The organism is Streptomyces sp. NPDC001339 (assembly GCF_042895955.1).
Lineage (GTDB): Bacteria > Actinomycetota > Actinomycetes > Streptomycetales > Streptomycetaceae > Streptomyces.
Window position 1 is genome coordinate 126,921 of the sequence record NZ_JBIAWT010000012.1, and the last position, 16,706, is coordinate 143,626.

Consider the following 16,706-nt stretch of genomic DNA (forward strand, 5'->3'; position numbering starts at 1 on the left):
AGTCGTACAAGGTTGCGACGCTACCAGCACGATCAACTGCCTGGAGCAGGCTGCCTGGTTCAGACTGCCGGACTGCCTGGTTCAGGCTGCCTGGTTCAGGAAGACAGGCAGGCCGAGCACCGCGAAGGGCCCACCACCAGGGAGAAAGCACTGGTGGCGGGCCCCTCGGCGGGGATTACTTCTTCTTGCCCTGATTCTTCACTGCCTCGATGGCGGCCTTGGCGGCCTCCGGGTCGAGGTAGCGGCCACCGGGGTTGACCGGGCGGAAGTCGGCGTCCAGCTCGTAGGCGAGCGGGATGCCGGTGGGGATGTTCAGGCCGGCGATGTCCGCGTCGGAGACGCCGTCGAGGTGCTTGACCAGGGCGCGCAGGCTGTTCCCGTGGGCGGCGACCAGGACCGTGCGGCCGGCGAGGAGGTCCGGCACGATGCCGTCGTACCAGTACGGCAGCATGCGCGCGACGACGTCCTTCAGGCACTCGGTGCGCGGGCGCAGCTCGCTGGGGATGCCGGCGTAGCGCGGGTCGTCGCTCTGGGAGAACTCGGTGCCGTCCTCGAGGGCGGGCGGCGGGGTGTCGTACGAGCGGCGCCAGAGCATGAACTGCTCCTCGCCGAACTCGGCCAGGGTCTGCGCCTTGTCCTTGCCCTGCAGCGCGCCGTAGTGGCGCTCGTTCAGCCGCCAGCTGCGGTGAACCGGGATCCAGTGCCGGTCGGCGGCCTCCAGGGCGATCTGCGCGGTGCGGATCGCGCGCTTCTGGAGGGACGTGTGGACCACGTCGGGCAGCAGTCCGGCGTCCTTCAGCAGCTCGCCGCCGCGGACCGCCTCCTTCTCGCCCTTCTCGTTGAGGTTGACGTCCACCCAGCCGGTGAACAGGTTCTTCGCGTTCCACTCGCTCTCGCCGTGGCGGAGGAGGATCAGCTTGTACGGTGCGTCGGCCATGGCGTCGAGCGTAATCGAATTCCGCGAAAGGGCTTGCGCACGGCCGTGACCTGGGCTTCTCTGTGACGTTTGACGCTTCCGGTCAATTGGATGGCGCCGACGACCGACCCGCCAGTAGGTTGCGATCAACGCCTTCACCACTTACGCCCTCTTGCTCACCACTCACGTCCTCTTGCTTCACCACTCACGTCCTCTTACGCCCTCGCCGGCCCACCGACGGAAACGGAAGTGTCATGTCCGCATCCACGCCGCCCACGCGAACCCGTGCGCTGGCCCGCCTCAGACGCGCAGCGGCGGAGAGCGTGTCCGGCCTCCCCCGCCAGTTCTGGTGGCTGTGGACCAGCACCCTGATCAACCGTCTCGGCGCGTTCGTCGCTACCTTCCTGGCCCTCTACCTGACCGTCGAGCGCGGTTTCTCCGCCTCCTACGCCGGCCTGGTAGGCGCGCTCTACGGGCTCGGCGGCGTGATCTCGTCCATCGGCGCCGGGGTACTGGCCGACCGGCTCGGCCGACGGCCCACCATGCTCATCGCGCAGCTGTCGACGGCAGCGTCCGTGGCGCTGCTGGGCTTCCTGACGGACCCGGTCGCGATCGCGGTGGTGGCGGGCGTGGTCGGTATGGCGACGAACGCCTCCCGACCCGCCGTACAGGCGATGATGGCCGACATCGTCGCCCCCGAAGACCGTGTCCGCGCCTACTCCCTCAACTACTGGGCGATCAACCTCGGCTTCGCGATCTCCGCCACCGCCGCCGGGCTCATCGCCGAACACGGCTATCTGGTCCTCTTCCTGGGCGAGGCGACGCTCGTCCTGGCCTGTGCCGTGGTCGTCTTCTGCAAGCTCCCCGAGTCCCGACCCACCGCCACACCGGCGACCGCGGACCACCGGAACACCTCCGGCTCCGGGTCCGGCTCCGCGCCCGCCCCCGCTTCTGCCCCCGTCTCCATGCTGACCGTCCTGCGGGACGGCCGTTTCATGACCGTCGTGGCCCTCAATCTGCTGCTCGCCCTGCTCTTCCAGCAGGCCTACGTCTCCATGCCGGTGTCGATGAGTCAGAACGGCTTCTCCAGCGCCGACTTCGGCTCGGTGGCCGCAATCAACGGCATCCTCATCGTCCTGCTGCAGATCCCCGTCACCCGCTTCATCGAGCACCGCAGCCCTGCGATGCTCCTCATCGGCTCGTCCCTGCTGACCGGTTACGGCTTCGGGCTGACCGCGCTGGCCGATTCGGTCGCCGTATACGCCCTCACCGTCGCCATCTGGACCCTCGGCGAGATCATCAACTCCCCTACCCAGATGGGCCTGGTCGTCCGCCTCTCCCCCGTCCACGGCCGCGGCCGCTACCAGGGCATGTACGCGCTGTCCTGGTCCATCGCCTCCCTCACGGCCCCGCTGCTCGGCGGCACGGTCATCGACCACTTCGGCTCGGACGTGCTCTGGGCAGGCTGCGCAGCCGTGGGCACGCTGGCGGCGGCCGGCTACGGGCTGCTGCTCAGAAACCTGCCGGCCGGGACGAAGTCCGAGGCAAGGTCCGAAGCGAGGTCCGAAGCGAGGTCCGAAGCGAGGTCCGAAGCGAAGCCCGAGGCGGGGGCCGCCTCCACGCCGGACCCGACCTCAACACCGGCCTCGGCACCGGTCTCGGCCGCATCGGCATCGGCGTCTCCGGCGGCGCCGAGCGATCCGGTGGCGTAACGCGGCGGGCGAAGGGCCACGGGCCCGAAGGACCGGGTCTCGCCGAACCGCACGTCACCGAACCGCACGTCACCGAAGTACAAGGCCATCGAAGTGCACAGTCATCGACGTGCACAGTCACCGAAGTGCACGGTCACCGAAGTGCACCGTCTTCGCGGTCAGGAGGAACAGGTCCGGGCGGCGGTCGACGCAGGCCGGGTCGGCGGGGTCGAGGAGCCGGTCCAGGGCCGCCAGGTCCTCCGTGTCCAGGAGTTCGTCGAGCATCTCGCGGCGGCGTTCCAGGGACAGTCGCGCCCAGAGCCGTAGCGGCTGTTCCGGGCCCTCGGGCAGCGGAGCGGGGTGGTCGACGAGGAAGGTCTTACTCCGTACGCCGGTGAGGCCCGCGGCGCGCAGCATGCCGGGCCAGTCCTCGACCACCGAAACCGAGGCGGGCAGCTCGGCGCGCATCTGGGTGAAGCGGTCCGCCATCGCCGCATCGAGCCGTTCCTGCAGTCCGGGACGTCCGAAGCCGAGATCGCGCGGCAGCCAGCGGGACGGCAGGCCGCCCTCGACGACGGCCAGGACGCCGCCGGGGTTGAGCAGCCCGGCCAGCCGGTTCAGCGCGTCCTGCTGGTCGCCCACGTGGTGGACGGCCTGTGCCGACCACACCAGGTCCGCCGGGCCCAGGCCGGCCAGCCCGGCCGGGAACTCGGCCACCCGCGTCCGCAGTCGTACGCCGAGACGTGCGGCCCGCTCCTCAGCGCGGGTCAGCAGCGCCGGGGTGCCGTCCACGGCGGTGACCTCGGCCTGCGGAAACACCGCCGCCAGCCGGCAGGCGGCGACGCCCGGGCCGCTGCCGATGTCCAGGATCCGGCGGGGAGTCAGGTGTTTCAGCTCGTCGAGGGCCTGCTGAACGTAGGGGCTGTGCGTCTCGCCCTCGAGTTCCAGCAGATCGGCCAGTGCGGCCCAGTCGAAGTCCTCGACCTCGCCGTCACCGTGGCGGACGTGGCCGTGATCGTGGTGAACGTGGTCGGCGTCGTGGTGAACGTGGCCGTCATTGTGGTGGACGTGGCCGTCGTCGGCCGGTGTCGCTGTCGCGTTACGGGTCGTCCTCGCGTGAGCTGCCATGACACTCGCTCCCGTGCTCGTACGGTCTGCCTGATGGCGCCGACCATGCGCCCGGGCGGACGGAGCAGGCAAGCATTGTTGCCGTTCCGGCAACAGGCTTACGCCTCGTCGCCGCTCCCGCGCGTCGGATTTTCGCCGCTCCCGCGGGTCAGATGCGCGAAGGCCGCCAGGTTGCGGGTGGACTCGCCGCGGGAGACCCGCCAGGCGTACTCCTTGCGGATGGCGGTGGCGAAGCCCATTTCCAGAAGGGTGTTGAAGCTGCCGTCGGCGTTCTCCAGAACGGTGCCGAGGACGCGGTCGAGTTCGTCGGGGGTGACGGCGGCGAGCGGGAGCTTGCCGGCCAGGTAGATGTCGCCGAGCCTGTCGATGGCGTAACTCACGCCGTAGAGCCGGGTGTTGCGCTCCAGCAGCCAGCGGTAGACGGCCTCGTGGTTCTCGTCGGGGCGACGGACGACGAAGGCGTTGATGGAGAGGGAGTGCTTGCCGACGATGAGCGAGCAGGTGGTGGAGAGCTTGCGGGTGCCGGGGAGGGTGACGACGTAGTTGCCGTCGGAGGGGGACTCCCAGACGAGGCCGGCGTCGGTCAGAGCCGTCTCGATCACCCGCCGCGGGTCGCCCGCGCGTCCCGCCTCGTCAGCCATCGCCTGTCGCGCCTCGTCAGGCATCGTCCGTCGCGCCTCGTCAGCCATGCAGGGATCGTAGGTGACGCCGCCGTTCCTGCATCGCCGCGGTGTACACGTCGCCGGTCGCCACCGCCGCCGTACCCCAGCCGAAGGACTGGGCGTGCCGGGCCGCGTCGGCGCCCATACGGGTGGACAGCGCCGGTTCGGCGACGAAGCGCCGCAGGGCTCGGGCGTAGTCGGCCGGGTCATGGCCGGCGACTAGGAAGCCGCTGACGCCGTCGCGTACCGCCACCGGCAGGCCGCCGACCGCGGCAGCGACGACCGGTGTGCCGCAGGCCTGCGCCTCGATGGCGACCAGTCCGAAGGACTCGCTGTGCGAGGGCATGACCAGCACGGATGCGGCGCGGTACCAGTCGGCGAGCCGCTCCTGTCCGACCGGTGGACGGAACTGCACCACATCGGCGATGCCGAGCCGGGCCGCCAGCTTCTGCAGGCCCTCGGGCTTGGCCAGGCCGCTGCCGCTGGGCCCGCCGACGACCGGCACGACCAGGCGGGAGCGCAGTGCGGGGTCCGCGGCCAGCAGGTCGGCGACCGCGCGCAGCAGGATGTCCGGAGCCTTGAGCGGCTGTATTCGGCCGGCGAAGAGCGGGATGACCGCGTCCTGCGGCAGGCCGAGGCGGGCGCGGGCGGCGGCCCGGCTCGCTGCGACATCCCCGGCAGCGTTCGCAGAGGCATTCCCAGCGACACCCCCGGCGGCATCCCCCTTCGCGGGCGCGGGCCGGAAGCGGTCGAGGTTGACGCCGGGGTGGACGACAGCGACCTTGCCGGGGTCGGCCTCGTAATGCCGGACGAGCTCGTCGGCCTCCTCGGCGGTGTTGGCTATCAGGCGGTCGGCGGCCCGTACGATCTGGGTCTCGCCGATCACCCGGGCGGCCGGCTCGGGGGTGTCACCGGCCGCCAGAGCCGCGTTCTTGACCTTGGCCATGGTGTGCATGGCGTGCACCAGCGGAACGCCCCAGCGCTCGGCGGCCAGCCAGCCGACGTGGCCGGAGAGCCAGTAGTGGGAGTGGACCAGGTCGTAGTAGCCGGGGCGGTGTCCGGCCCAGGTCCGCATCACGCCGTGGGTGAAGGCGCACAGCTGGGCGGGCAGCTCCTCCTTGGCCAGGCCCTCGTACGGCCCGGCGTCCACATGCCGTACGAGGACGCCGGGAGCGAGCTCGACGGCGGGCGGGAGGGCGCCGGTCGTGGCGCGGGTGAAGATCTCCACCTCGATGTTGATCGAGGCGAGCTTCTTGGCGAGCTCGACGATGTAGACGTTCATGCCGCCGGCGTCGCCCGTGCCGGGCTGGTGCAGCGGGGAGGTGTGCACGCTGAGCATGGCCACCCGGCGCGGGCGCCGCGGGCCGCCGGGCAGGCGCAGCCGCCCCTGGCCCGAGAACTGGCCAGGGGGACGGCTGCGGAGCCGGGACACGTATCCGCTCACGTCGAGCTACCTCCTAGGCGGGGCGGGCGGCAGCGCGCCTCCGAACCCCTGCAACAACACACCTCGGCATTCCCTTCCCGTCCGGCCCGCCGTCTCCGTACTTTGCCAAAGCATGACCGTGCGCGGCCGCCCGGGTGCGCCCCGACCAGCGACGACACGGCACCGGGCCAGTGACGGCGTGGCACCTGACCAGCGACGGCGCGGCAGCTGACCAGGGAAGACACAGCGTCCGTCCAGGAAGGTACGGAGCCCGGCCAGGCACCCTGGCTATGGCACCTGACCAGGGAAGATACGGAGCCCGGCCCGAGAAGCCATACTCTCGAAGCCATGCCCCGCCGCCCCCTGCCCGCCGCCGCGCCGCCGTCCCGGCCCGTCGGCAATCCCACCCGAGGGACCACCAACCCCAACCGGCTGCGCCGTATGGACCGCTGGATAGCCGCGGAACACGGCGCCGAGCTACGCCGCGCCGCCGACCCCGTCGCGGTGGACCTCGGCTACGGGGCCGCGCCCTGGACGGCCGTGGAGCTGCTGGACCGGCTCCGTACGGTCCGGCCGGACGCGCATGTCGTCGGCGTCGAGATCGATCCGGGCCGGGTCGAGGCCGCCCTCCCGTACCGCAAACCGGGGCTGGACTTCCTGCACGGCGGATTCGAGGTACCGCTGCCCGGCGAGCGAGGCCGGGCTCCGCTCCTGATCCGGGCGGCGAATGTCCTGCGGCAGTACGACGAGGACGAGGTGGCCGCGGTCTGGCGGCGCCTCTGTGCCCGGCTGGCGCCCGGCGGCCTGCTGGTGGAGGGCACCTGCGACGAGATCGGGCGGCGGCACGTATGGATCGCGCTGGGCCCCGAGGGCCCCCGCACCGTCACCTTCGCCACCCGGCTCAGCTCCCTGCGGACCCCCTCCGACCTGGCGGAACGCCTCCCCAAGGCGTTGATCCACCGCAATGTGCCGGGCGAGCCGGTACACGCCTTCCTCCGGGACTTCGACCGCGCCTGGGCGGCGGCCGCCCCGCTCGGGGCACTCGGCGCACGCCAGCGGTGGCGCGCCGCCGTACAGGCCCTGGCGACGGACTGGCCCCTGGCCGGCGACCCGCGACGGCGCCGCCAGGGCGAGGTCACGGTGCGCTGGGAGGCACTGGCCCCGCGGGCATGAGCGACCGCCCGCCGCCCAGCCGCTCCCCCATCTCCCCCAGCTCCCCCAGCTGCTCCATCTCCTCCAGCTCTTCCCTCTCCCCCAGCTTCCGCAGCTTCCGTAGCCGCCGTTCCGTCTCCGACCCGCGCGGGGCCGTGTACGTCACCAGGCACTGGTCCTCGTCCGCACTCAGCCGGAAGCTCTCGAACGTGACGTCCAGCGCGCCGACCTCCGGATGCTGAATCCGCTTGGTGCCGCGCAGGCACTCGTGTACCGACTGGGTCTCCCAGATCCGCCGGAAGTCCGCACTGCGCGCCAGCAGCTCGTTGACCACCGCGCAGACCCGCGGGTCGTCCGGGTACCGCCCGCTGTCGGCGCGGAGGTTGCCGACCACCTCCACGGCCTTCGCCTCCCAGTCCGGGTGCAGCTCGCGCGCGACCGGGTCGAGGAAGACCAGCAGCGCGGTGTTCCGGCGGTCCGGGGCGAGGGCCTCCAGGTCGAAGGCGAGCCGGCCACCGAGCGCGTTCCACGCCAGGATGTCCAGACCACGGCCGACGATCATGGCCGGAACGGTGTGGTCCATGGCATCCAGCAACTGCCGGATCCCGGGCCGTACCCTCCGCCGCACCACGGCCCCGGGACCACAGCACCCCGCTGCACACCCCTCACCACTTGCGCACCCCTCACCACTTGCACATCGCTCACCACTCGCGCATCCCGCCCCACTCCGACGCCGGGGAACAGCGATATTGCGCAAGTACGTCGCCTCGCCGCCGGACAGCCGCAGCGCCCGCGCGAGGGCGTCGAGCACAGAGTCGGAGATGGTGTGCGCACGGCCCTGCTCGATGCGCGTGTAGTAGTCGACGCTGATACCGGCGAGCTGGGCCACCTCCTCACGCCGCAGCCCACGCACCCTCCGGCGGTTGACGCCGCCGGGCAGCCCGAGGTCAGCGGGCTCGAGGGCAGCGCGGCGCGCCTTGAGGAACGAGCCGATCTCGATTTCCGCGTACAGCATCCGTCCAGTATGCGACGGCCGACGCCCGGGCGGCCCCGCTGCCGGCCGGGCCGCCTACGGGCCCTTCGGTACCGCCATGGCCTTCCGCTGCTGCCCCGCACGAGGCTGCCGCACGCCGTGATCGGCGGCATCACGGCCGCGCTCGGCTACGCCGTGGGCGCGCCGCTCGGCGCCGCCCTCGTCCTGATCGTCATGATCGTCCGGGTCGTCCACATGGCCTCCCGCCAGGTGGTCAACATCCTGAACATGGACGGGAGTTATCCGTTGTGACTGAGCGGCCGAGTTGGCCCGGGAGCGTCGCGGTTGGCCCACACAGGGTGCGACTCAAGTCGTCAGGATGCGCGGCCGAAGACGACGTCCTTGGTCTCGACCGTCCCAGCCGTCCGCCCCGGCGCTGTCTGGTAGGTCCAGTACAGGTTCGTGTGCGCGATGACCTGGTCCGGCGGCGGCGCGCCCCATGCCGTCTTGTCGCTCGTCGTGTGGGCGTCGCTGACCAGGGTCGCGTCGTATCCCCTGGCGAACGCGCCGTGAAGCGTCGAGCGGATGCACGCGTCTGTCTCCGCGCCGACGACGACGAGGCGCCCCGCGTCGAGCCCCGACAGCACGCTCTCCAGAGTGGTGTCCTCGAAGGAATCGCCGTAGCTCTTCTCGACGAGCGGCTCGGTGTCCTCTGGAGCGAGCTCCGGGACGATCCGCCAGCCGTCGCTCCCCTTCGTGAGCTCCTCGTCGGAGTGCTGGACCCAGACGACCGGGACCTCTTCCCGCCGCGCCCGCTCGACGAGGCCGGCTATGTTCGCGACGACCACGTCGCGCTGGTGGGCCCCTTCGACGACTCCCTTCTGCACGTCGACGACAAGGAGCACGGTGTTCGGCCGGTTCGCCAGTGTGGTCATGTTCTCCCTTTACTCACGCTGGGCTCGTGTATCCATGCACGGTAACCCCATCCACTGACAGCGGGCCGGCCATCGATCAGCGCCACCGCCTCGGCAGCAGCACGAGGAAATCCGGTACGTGGCAGCCCGGGGCGATGCCGCTGTCCCGCGCGTGGTTCGGCGAGAGCCGGGGGCAGGGTTCGGCGATGTCAGGGGCGGGGAGCGCTATACGAGCGGGTGGGCGGGGCGGGGAGCTGTGTGGGGGCCTGGGGTGCGGCCGATGGTGCGGGCTTTCCCGGCGTGGTGGGCGCGTCGGTGCCGCACATCGCCTTCTGGGCGAAAGCCCCGGACGCGGTGTCGATCGGGCCCGGCTTGATGTGGTTGTTCTCGTCGAGCTGCTGGTACTTGGCCCGGTTGAAACCGAGTGTCATCTGGCGCTTCCCGTCGGGCGTGGAGAACGTCAGCGTCTCGGCGCCCCACACTGAGCCGGTGTGTCCCCAGAAGCGCCCGCACGCCGTGTCCGTCGCGGAGATGCCGAGGCCGTAGTGCATCAGCAGATTGCCCTCGGCGTCCTTGGCCTCGACGGTGGTCTGCATCTCGCGGAGTTGGGCCGGAGCGAGCAACTTGCCGGTCAGCAGCGCCCGGTAGAAGTCGTTCACGTCCTCCATCGTCGCGACCAGTGCCCCGGCGGTGCCCGCCCAGGACACGTCGTAGGTGCTGTAGTCGCGGGCCGGGCTGATCAGTCCGTACATGGACTCGTACATCTTGGAGTGCGGCCCGGATATCCGTGCGGAGGTCGGGAAGTAGGTGTTCTTCAGGCCGGCCTTGCGGATGACGTTGCGGGTGATGTACTCCTCCGGATTCTCGCCGGTGACCTTCCGCAGCAGCAGTCCCGCGATGACGTAGTTGGTGTTGGCGTACGACCACTTCTCGCCGGGCTTGCCCGTCGCCGGTGCCTGCAGGCCGAGGCGGACCAGTTCCTCGGGGTCGAAGTGGCGGTAGCGGTTGTCGTCCAGGCTCTTGGTGCTCAACTTGAGGAGGGAGGGGAAGGCGCCGGGAATGTAGTCGGCGATGCCGCTGGTGTGGTTGAGCAGCATCCGGACGGTGATCTGCCGGCCGCGTTCGCCGGGGACGAGGTCGGGAAGGTAGCGGGCGACGGGAGCGTCCAACTCGATCCGGCCCGCGGCGACCTGCTGCAGTACGGCGACGGAGGTGAAGGCCTTGGTAATGCTGCCTATGCGCTGCCGCATATCGGGCCGGACCGGGCGGTTGGTGGCGATGTCGGCGACACCGGCCGCACCTCGCCATGCGTCCCCGCCGTCCCGGACGGCCGCGTAGGCGCCGTACATGCCCGCCTTGTGCAGGGCCGCCAGTCTCGCGTCCAGGGCCTTGTGGTCGAGGTGGAGCGGGGCGGCGGCCGTCGTTCCCGTGCCGGGGGCGCCGGGCGCGGCCGTGGGTGCGGTGGCGGCCTGGGCCGGCACCGCCGCTGCTGCCAGCGAGAGCAGAACGGCCGTGGCGGTAGCGGCGGCCCGGGCGCGACGGCGGGCGGGGCGGTGCAGGGGCGGCAGGGGTGGCAGGGTCATGGGGTCTCCCATCACGACGTGCTACTGCGGTCGGTCGGTCAGTCAATCGATCGACCGCCTGTGCGATCTCGGTTGTCTCGATTCTCGCGACCGCTGCCGCCCCCGGAGGCCCACCCGTGTCATCGAATCCCATGACATTTGTCAGGCGTACGCGAGCCCGAAGTGTGCCTGCTGGAGGATGAGTTCAGAGGGGGTTCGGAGGGGGTTCAGAGGGGTGGGATCGGAGGGGTGGGATCGGGGCGGGCAGAGGGGGCTCAGGGCGTGCGCGGGTCCGGCGTGTGCGTGGTGCCGAGTTGTGCCCGGTCCGCGGCCTCCGTGCCCTGGTGCCAGCCCTCGGCGTCACGCACTCCGCGCAGCCGGACCGGGGCCGTCTCAGGGAACAGTTCGCCTGCCGTATCCCGCACGGCCGCTTCGCGGGCGGCCAGCACCGGCAGAAGATCCGGTGCCCGGCTCGCGGCCTGTGCCGTGGCCTCTCCGGTGGCGGCCGACAGCCGGCCGCGGATCCGGTCCGCGTACGCGACGAGGAAGGACTGCCGGAAGTCCCGGGTACGGCGCGAACGGCCGCGCGCATGGTGGTCGTCGCCCGCGCGGTTCATGGCGAAGGTGGCCTGGAGCAGCAGCGAGGTGTAGAGGAGTTCGACGGCCTCCAGGTCCGGCGGGAAGCCGACGACGGTGGAGAAGCCGAGCTCGGCCGCCCACACCGCCTGGCAGCGGTTGGCAGTGGCCACCGCGTCCAGGAGGAGCGCCTTGGCCTGCTCGTACGGCCCCTCGATGCCGATACGGACGGCCGACGGCGCCCGGCCTCCCGCCGCCGCACCGCCCGCCCCACCGAAACCACCGGAACCACCAGACCCACTGGTCCCGCCCGTCCCGCCTGAGCCCGTGTCCAGCAAGGCCTCGTCGATGCTGTACCGGGCCATCAGCTCCTGCGCCTTGGCCGACAGCGCCTCGGCCTCCTCCGGGAACTGCGTCGCCTCGGCCTTCGCCAGCAACCCGCGGATGCGGCCGAGCGCCCGCGGATCGCCTCCCCCCGCTGGGCTTCCGCTCGCCGACGCGGCCGCGCCCCAGCTGGGCAGCGGTGTGATGCGCGGCAACCGGGCGATCGTACGCAGCGCCTCCAGTACGTCGTACGCCGTCTCGAAGCGCGAGGTGCGGCGGCGGCGCGCCAACCCGTCCAGATAGCCGCCGTCCGTCTCCCACCACACCTCGGCGCGCAGTTCTCGCAGTTGGGCCGCCCACCGCGGATCGCGCCGGTCAGCGGCACCGGCACCGCGCCGGGCCTCGGCGGCAATCGCGTCCACGGCCAGCGGAGCCGCCCGCTCCGCCGTACGCCGTACCATCCGCTCCAGATCGGCGGGCTGCCAGCCGCCCTCCCAGCACCGCCGTACCCGCGCCTCGGCGGCGGCCAGCACGGCCTGGCTCACCGCCTCCCAGCCCACCGGGGCCGCGGCCAGCATCGAGGCGCCCGCCTCGATGGCATCCTCGGAGGGCTCGCCGTCCGCCGCGTAGACGACGGTCCCGAGCACGGTCCCGACCAGCTCCTCGGCGGCGGCCGCGCACCGCCCCTCGCGCCCGCTCTTGCTCTTGCTCTCGCCCTTACCCTTGCCCTTGCCCTTGCCCTTGCCCTTGCCGCTGCTACTGCCCCTGCTCTTGCCCTCACTCACACGATCACTGTACGGACCACAGCCCACACCGCCCCGGGACAGCAGACCTGGCACTAGACCCGGCGCTCAGGCCAGGTGCAGCGTCGCCAGGAGCGCGTCAACCAAGGGGCGGTCTCGTTCGTAGGTCAGGCGGGCGCGGGCTTCGGCGGGTGGGAGCCAGATCAGGCGGTCGACCTCGGCGCTCGGCGTGAACGAGCCGGTGACGGCTTCGGCGGCCCAGTAGCGGACCCGCTTGGGGCGGCCGCCGGCGAGGTAGTACGAGGTCGGCAGCGGGGCGCCGGGACGGCAGTCCATGCCGGTCTCCTCCGTCACCTCGCGCACCGCACCGGCCAGCGCGTCCTCGCCACGCTTCAGCTTGCCTTTCGGGTGTGACCAGTCGTCGTATTTGGGACGGTGGACGAGGCCTATCTCCAGGTTTGTCTCCAGGTTGCCGGTTCCCGCATCCAGGTCGTTACCGGATGGCGCGTGCCGCCAGAGGACGCAGCCCGCGGCGCGCACCACTGACTTCTGAGGGGACGTCACGCCTGCTCATCCCCTTCGGGGGAGCCAGAGGCGGCCGAAGGTGAAGCGGGCCGCTTCCACCTGATGGCGCTGGTCGGCGTGCAGGATGCCGAGGGCGTATGCGGTGGCCGGGGCGATTCTGGGAGTGCGGGCCGCGGCGGCGGCCGCGGCGGCGGCCTCCGCGGCGTCCCGGTGGCGGTCCAGTACCCGGGCTGCCTCGGCCAGGTGGGGGTCGGCGTGGTCCGGTGCGATCAGCTCCTGGGCGTAGCGGGTCAGCCGTACGAGGAGCCGGACCTGGTGCCAGGGTGCGTCCTGGCGGTGGTCGGCGGTGAGCGCCTCGGCGTTGTACGGGTGCCCCGCACGGGACAGCGGCAGGGCGGCGACCGCCTCCGCGAGCCGCCGGTGGGCCTGCTCGGCGAGCGACGGCAGCGCCTTGGCGGCAGGCAGGTCCGCGGTCGTACGGGTCGGTGGGGCCTCGGAGGCGAGGACGGCGACGGAGTCGGCGACGGCGTGGAAGCGGGACGAGCCCAGCGCCTGCAGGGCGGCGGAGTGGGCACGGGTGCGGGCGAGGGTGAGCTGACGGTCCAGCAGCGCCCCGGCCCGGGCGGCACCGGCGGACAGCGCGGCATCAGGGTCGGGGGCGGAGTCGGGAACGGGAGAGGGAGCGGGCCCGGGGCCGAAGCCGGAACCAGGGCCGGAACCGGAACCGGAACCAGGGCCCGAACCGGAACCGGAGCCAGGGCCTTCGGAGTGTTCGGGGCGTTCTCCCCGTCCCGCCCCCGTCAGCCGCTGGAGCGCCGTCATCAGTCGCTCGCGGCGGGCCACACAGGCCTGTTCGCGGGCGAGCGTACCGGACAACCAACCCAATTCGGCCACGAGTTGACCGGCCCAGGCCTCGTCGGTCAGCGGCCGGAAGGTGTGCAGTGTGGCGCTGATCCGGCGGGCGGCGCGGCGCATCCGGAGGGCGGCCTCCCCCGCACCCACCACGTCCTGACCGCTCTCGCGGTGCGACCGCAGGCTGCGAAGGAACTCCGCGGAATGGTGGTGGAGATAGCCGGCGAACACCTCCTCCGCGGTGCGGGAGCCGAGGCCGGGAAGACCAGCAGGACCGTCATGACCCGCAAGCCCGTCATGACCCGCAAGCCCGGCACGACCGGGCAGACCGGCATGACCGGCGACGCCGGCGAAGTCGGCCGGGGAGGCGTCGGTGAGCGGGTCAGGGTCGCCACCGAGGGTCCCCGCCCCGTCGTATGTGCCGTCGCACGGGCCGTCGTATGAGCCGTCGCACGGGCCGTCGATGAGACCGGTCGGCCCCCCGGTCGGCTGGTCAGGTCGCTGAGCCACGTCGGCGCCTCCGGGCGTCGATGAGCATTTCCTGTACGTTGCGCAGCGGCGCGCCGTCCGCGTCCACGGCGTGCCGGGTCCAGTCGCCGTCCGGGCCCAAGTGCCAGGAGGACGTGGTGTCCGAGGCCCCGGTCTCCAGTAGGCGGTTGAGGGAGGCGCGGTGCGCCGGGTCGGTGACCCGGACCAGCGCTTCGATCCGCCGGTCGAGGTTGCGGTGCATCATGTCGGCACTGCCCAGCCACACCTCGGGCTCGCCCCCGTTGCCGAAGGCGAAGATCCGGGAGTGTTCCAGGAAGCGGCCGAGGATGCTGCGGACCCGGATGTTCTCGCTGAGGCCGGTGACCCCGGGGCGCAGCGCGCAGATGCCGCGCACCCAGATGTCGACCGGAACGCCGGCCTGCGAGGCATGGTAGAGCGCGTCGATCACGGCCTCGTCGACCATCGAGTTGACCTTGATACGGACGTAGGCGGAGCGGCCGGCCCGCTGGTGCGCGATCTCTCGCGTGATGCGCTGGATCAGGCCGTCGCGCAGGGACTTTGGGGCGACCAGGAGACGCCGGTAGGTCTCACGGCGGGAGTACCCGCTCAGCCGGTTGAAGAGGTCCGAGAGGTCGGCGCCGACCTGCGGGTCGGCGGTCAGCAGGCCGAGGTCCTCGTAGAGCCGGGCCGTCTTGGGGTGGTAGTTGCCGGTGCCCACATGGGAGTAGCGGCGCAGCATGTCGCCTTCCTGGCGCACGACGAGGCAGAGCTTGCAGTGCGTCTTGAGGCCGACCAGGCCGTAGACGACATGGCAGCCGGCCTCCTCCAGCTTCCGCGCCCATTTGATGTTGGCCTGCTCGTCGAAGCGGGCCTTGAGCTCGACCAGGACGAGGACCTGCTTACCGGCCTCGGCGGCGTCTATCAGGGCGTCGACGATCGGGGAGTCGCCGGAGGTGCGGTAGAGGGTCTGCTTGATGGCGAGGACGTCGGGGTCGGTCGCGGCCTGCTCCACAAACGCCTGGACGGAGGTGGAGAAGCTGTCGTACGGATGGTGGAGGAGGACGTCGCGGGCGCGCAGGGCGGCGAAGATGTCGGGAGCGGAGGCGGACTCCACCTCGGCGAGGTCACGGTGCGTACCGGCGACGAACTTGGGGAACTTCAGCTCGGGCCGGTCCAGGGCCCCGACCCCGAAGAGGCCGGTGAGGTCGAGCGGGCCGGGCAGCGGGTAGACCTCGGCGTCGGAGATCTTCAGCTCCTGGACCAGGAGGTCGAGCACAGCGGGGTCGATGGACTCCTCGACCTCCAGCCGGACCGGCGGCCCGAAGCGCCGCCGCATCAGCTCCTTCTCCAGGGCCTGGAGCAGATTCTCCGCGTCGTCCTCCTCCACTTCGAGGTCTTCGTTGCGGGTGACCCGGAACATGTGGTGCGCCCGCACCTCCATGCCCGGGAACAGCTCCTCCAGATGGGCGGCGATGACGTCCTCGATGGGGACGTAACGCTGCGGGGAGGCCTCCAGGAAGCGGGAGAGCAGCGGCGGGACCTTGACCCGCGCGAAGTGGTCATGGCCGCTGACCGGGTTGCGTACGACGACGGCCAGGTTCAGCGAGAGACCGGAGATGTACGGGAACGGGTGCGCGGGGTCGACCGCCAGTGGGGTGAGCACCGGGAAGATCTGCTGGCGGAAGAGGGTGAACAGCCGGGCCTGCTCCTTCTCGGTCAGCTCCGGCCAGCGGATCAGATGAATGCCCTGGCCGGCGAGCTCGGGGGCGAGGTCCTGCTGGAAGCAGGCGGCGTGCCGGGCCATGAGCTCGCGCGAGCGCGTCCAGATCAGCTCCAGGACCTCGCGGGGCTGGAGCCCGGACGCGGAGCGGGTGGCCACACCGGTCGCGATCCGCCGTTTGAGTCCGGCGACCCGGACCATGAAGAACTCGTCGAGGTTGCTGGCGAAGATCGCGAGGAAGTTCACCCGCTCCAGGAGCGGGGTGGCCGGGTCCTCGGCCAGTTCGAGCACCCGCTCGTTGAACGCCAGCCAGCTGCGTTCACGGTCCAGGAAGCGGCCGCCGGGCAGCTCCTCGCCGTCCGCACCCACCATGCCCCGGTCCACGTACGCGTCCGGGTCGGCGTCCAGGTCGGGCTCCAGGCCCGGTACGGTCCCACGGACCGCGTGGGGGCGGTGCGCGGCGATCGAGCCCACCGAAGGCTGGGCCGCGGGGGCCAGGACCGACGGCGGCTTCGGCGCCTGCGTCTCGGGCTGGACCGGTGCCTGAGCGCTGGGCTGCTGCTTCATGACCCTATTCTTCCGCTTCCCGGGCGTTCCAGGCGCGTCAGCGGGAAGATCGACAGGAAGACCGGCAGCAACAGGAAGATCGACAGGAAGCGGTGGCGCGACACTGAGTCTCGGGCTCGGGACGTTCGGCACAGCGGGCTGCATTCAGCGATGCTCGCAACCGATATTGAATCGCCGGTAACGCGGATGTGGCGGACAGGCAGCGAGCAGGCAATCGGGGCACCAGGGCGGGGGCCGGGCAGCCGGGTCGGGAACCCACCGGATCCCGGGAGGCTACCGGGGCCCTCCCGGAGGGCGCCTCGGGGGACGCCCGCGGCACACATGCGGTACACATGCAGCGTTACCCGTCTCGACGATCGTTACCCATAGCCGTCGCCATCGCACGCGCAGCCGTCGCCATCGCACGCGCAGCCGTCGTCATCGCACGCGCAGCCGTCCTCACACGCGTAGCCACCTCGCCCGCGCCCCGGCCCGGACCTCCCCGTCCGG

Annotated in this window: 14 protein-coding genes; 3 read left to right on the top strand and 11 right to left on the bottom strand. The window is 71.6% G+C overall.

What is annotated here, in order from left to right:
- Positions 1–175: 175 nt before the first annotated feature.
- Positions 176–937 (bottom strand): phosphoglyceromutase, encoded by a 762-nt coding sequence (locus ACFY12_RS29935; RefSeq protein WP_390719051.1) that lies wholly within the window; start codon positions 935–937, stop codon positions 176–178.
- Between the two features lie 233 nt (positions 938–1,170).
- On the opposite strand from ACFY12_RS29935, the gene ACFY12_RS29940 reads away from it, so the two are divergent.
- Positions 1,171–2,628 carry an MDR family MFS transporter gene (locus tag ACFY12_RS29940; RefSeq protein WP_390719052.1) on the top strand — a complete coding sequence of 486 codons (1,458 nt, stop codon included), beginning with the start codon at positions 1,171–1,173 and terminating at the stop codon, positions 2,626–2,628.
- Between the two features lie 117 nt (positions 2,629–2,745).
- On the opposite strand, the gene ACFY12_RS29945 is transcribed toward ACFY12_RS29940, so the two are convergent.
- From ACFY12_RS29945 to ACFY12_RS29955, 3 genes are all read right to left on the bottom strand, one after another.
- A complete protein-coding gene (locus ACFY12_RS29945) occupies positions 2,746–3,735 on the bottom strand; it encodes a class I SAM-dependent methyltransferase (protein WP_390719053.1) in 990 nt (329 codons plus the stop codon).
- A gap of 98 nt (positions 3,736–3,833) precedes the next feature.
- Positions 3,834–4,400 (bottom strand): YbjN domain-containing protein, encoded by a 567-nt coding sequence (locus ACFY12_RS29950; RefSeq protein ID WP_390719127.1) that lies wholly within the window; start codon positions 4,398–4,400, stop codon positions 3,834–3,836.
- A 16-nt stretch (positions 4,401–4,416) separates the two neighbouring features.
- Entirely contained in the window at positions 4,417–5,841 is a 1,425-nt protein-coding gene (locus ACFY12_RS29955; protein ID WP_390719054.1) for a glycosyltransferase, read from the bottom strand.
- Between the two features lie 327 nt (positions 5,842–6,168).
- Here ACFY12_RS29955 and ACFY12_RS29960 point away from each other — a divergent pair, with 327 nt between their 5' ends.
- Entirely contained in the window at positions 6,169–6,993 is an 825-nt protein-coding gene (locus ACFY12_RS29960; RefSeq protein WP_390719055.1) for a class I SAM-dependent methyltransferase, read from the top strand.
- Here the strand turns inward: ACFY12_RS29960 and ACFY12_RS29965 are convergent.
- Positions 6,956–7,987, bottom strand: a complete 1,032-nt coding sequence (locus ACFY12_RS29965) for a helix-turn-helix domain-containing protein (protein WP_390719056.1) — start codon at positions 7,985–7,987, stop codon at positions 6,956–6,958. The genes ACFY12_RS29960 and ACFY12_RS29965 overlap by 38 nt on opposite strands.
- 9 nt (positions 7,988–7,996) lie before the next feature.
- Between ACFY12_RS29965 and ACFY12_RS29970 the strand changes: the two genes are divergently transcribed.
- Positions 7,997–8,257: a hypothetical protein gene (locus ACFY12_RS29970; RefSeq protein ID WP_390719057.1), complete on the top strand. Its 261-nt coding sequence runs from the start codon at positions 7,997–7,999 to the stop codon at positions 8,255–8,257.
- 62 nt (positions 8,258–8,319) lie between these two features.
- Here ACFY12_RS29970 and ACFY12_RS29975 read toward each other — a convergent pair whose 3' ends face one another.
- The 6 genes from ACFY12_RS29975 to ACFY12_RS30000 form a co-directional block, all read right to left on the bottom strand.
- Positions 8,320–8,880 (bottom strand): isochorismatase family protein, encoded by a 561-nt coding sequence (locus ACFY12_RS29975; RefSeq protein WP_390719058.1) that lies wholly within the window; start codon positions 8,878–8,880, stop codon positions 8,320–8,322.
- Between the two features lie 188 nt (positions 8,881–9,068).
- Positions 9,069–10,442 carry a serine hydrolase domain-containing protein gene (locus ACFY12_RS29980; RefSeq protein ID WP_390719059.1) on the bottom strand — a complete coding sequence of 458 codons (1,374 nt, stop codon included), beginning with the start codon at positions 10,440–10,442 and terminating at the stop codon, positions 9,069–9,071.
- Between the two features lie 254 nt (positions 10,443–10,696).
- Positions 10,697–11,968, bottom strand: coding sequence for a DUF2786 domain-containing protein (locus tag ACFY12_RS29985; protein WP_390719128.1), 1,272 nt, complete (start codon positions 11,966–11,968; stop codon positions 10,697–10,699).
- A 204-nt stretch (positions 11,969–12,172) separates the two neighbouring features.
- Positions 12,173–12,628 (bottom strand): NUDIX hydrolase, encoded by a 456-nt coding sequence (locus ACFY12_RS29990; RefSeq protein ID WP_390719060.1) that lies wholly within the window; start codon positions 12,626–12,628, stop codon positions 12,173–12,175.
- A gap of 6 nt (positions 12,629–12,634) precedes the next feature.
- Positions 12,635–13,951 (bottom strand): CHAD domain-containing protein, encoded by a 1,317-nt coding sequence (locus ACFY12_RS29995; RefSeq protein ID WP_390719061.1) that lies wholly within the window; start codon positions 13,949–13,951, stop codon positions 12,635–12,637.
- A complete protein-coding gene (locus tag ACFY12_RS30000) occupies positions 13,935–16,217 on the bottom strand; it encodes an RNA degradosome polyphosphate kinase (RefSeq protein WP_390719062.1) in 2,283 nt (760 codons plus the stop codon). Before ACFY12_RS30000 ends, ACFY12_RS29995 begins: the two co-directional genes overlap by 17 nt.
- Positions 16,218–16,706: the final 489 nt, after the last annotated feature.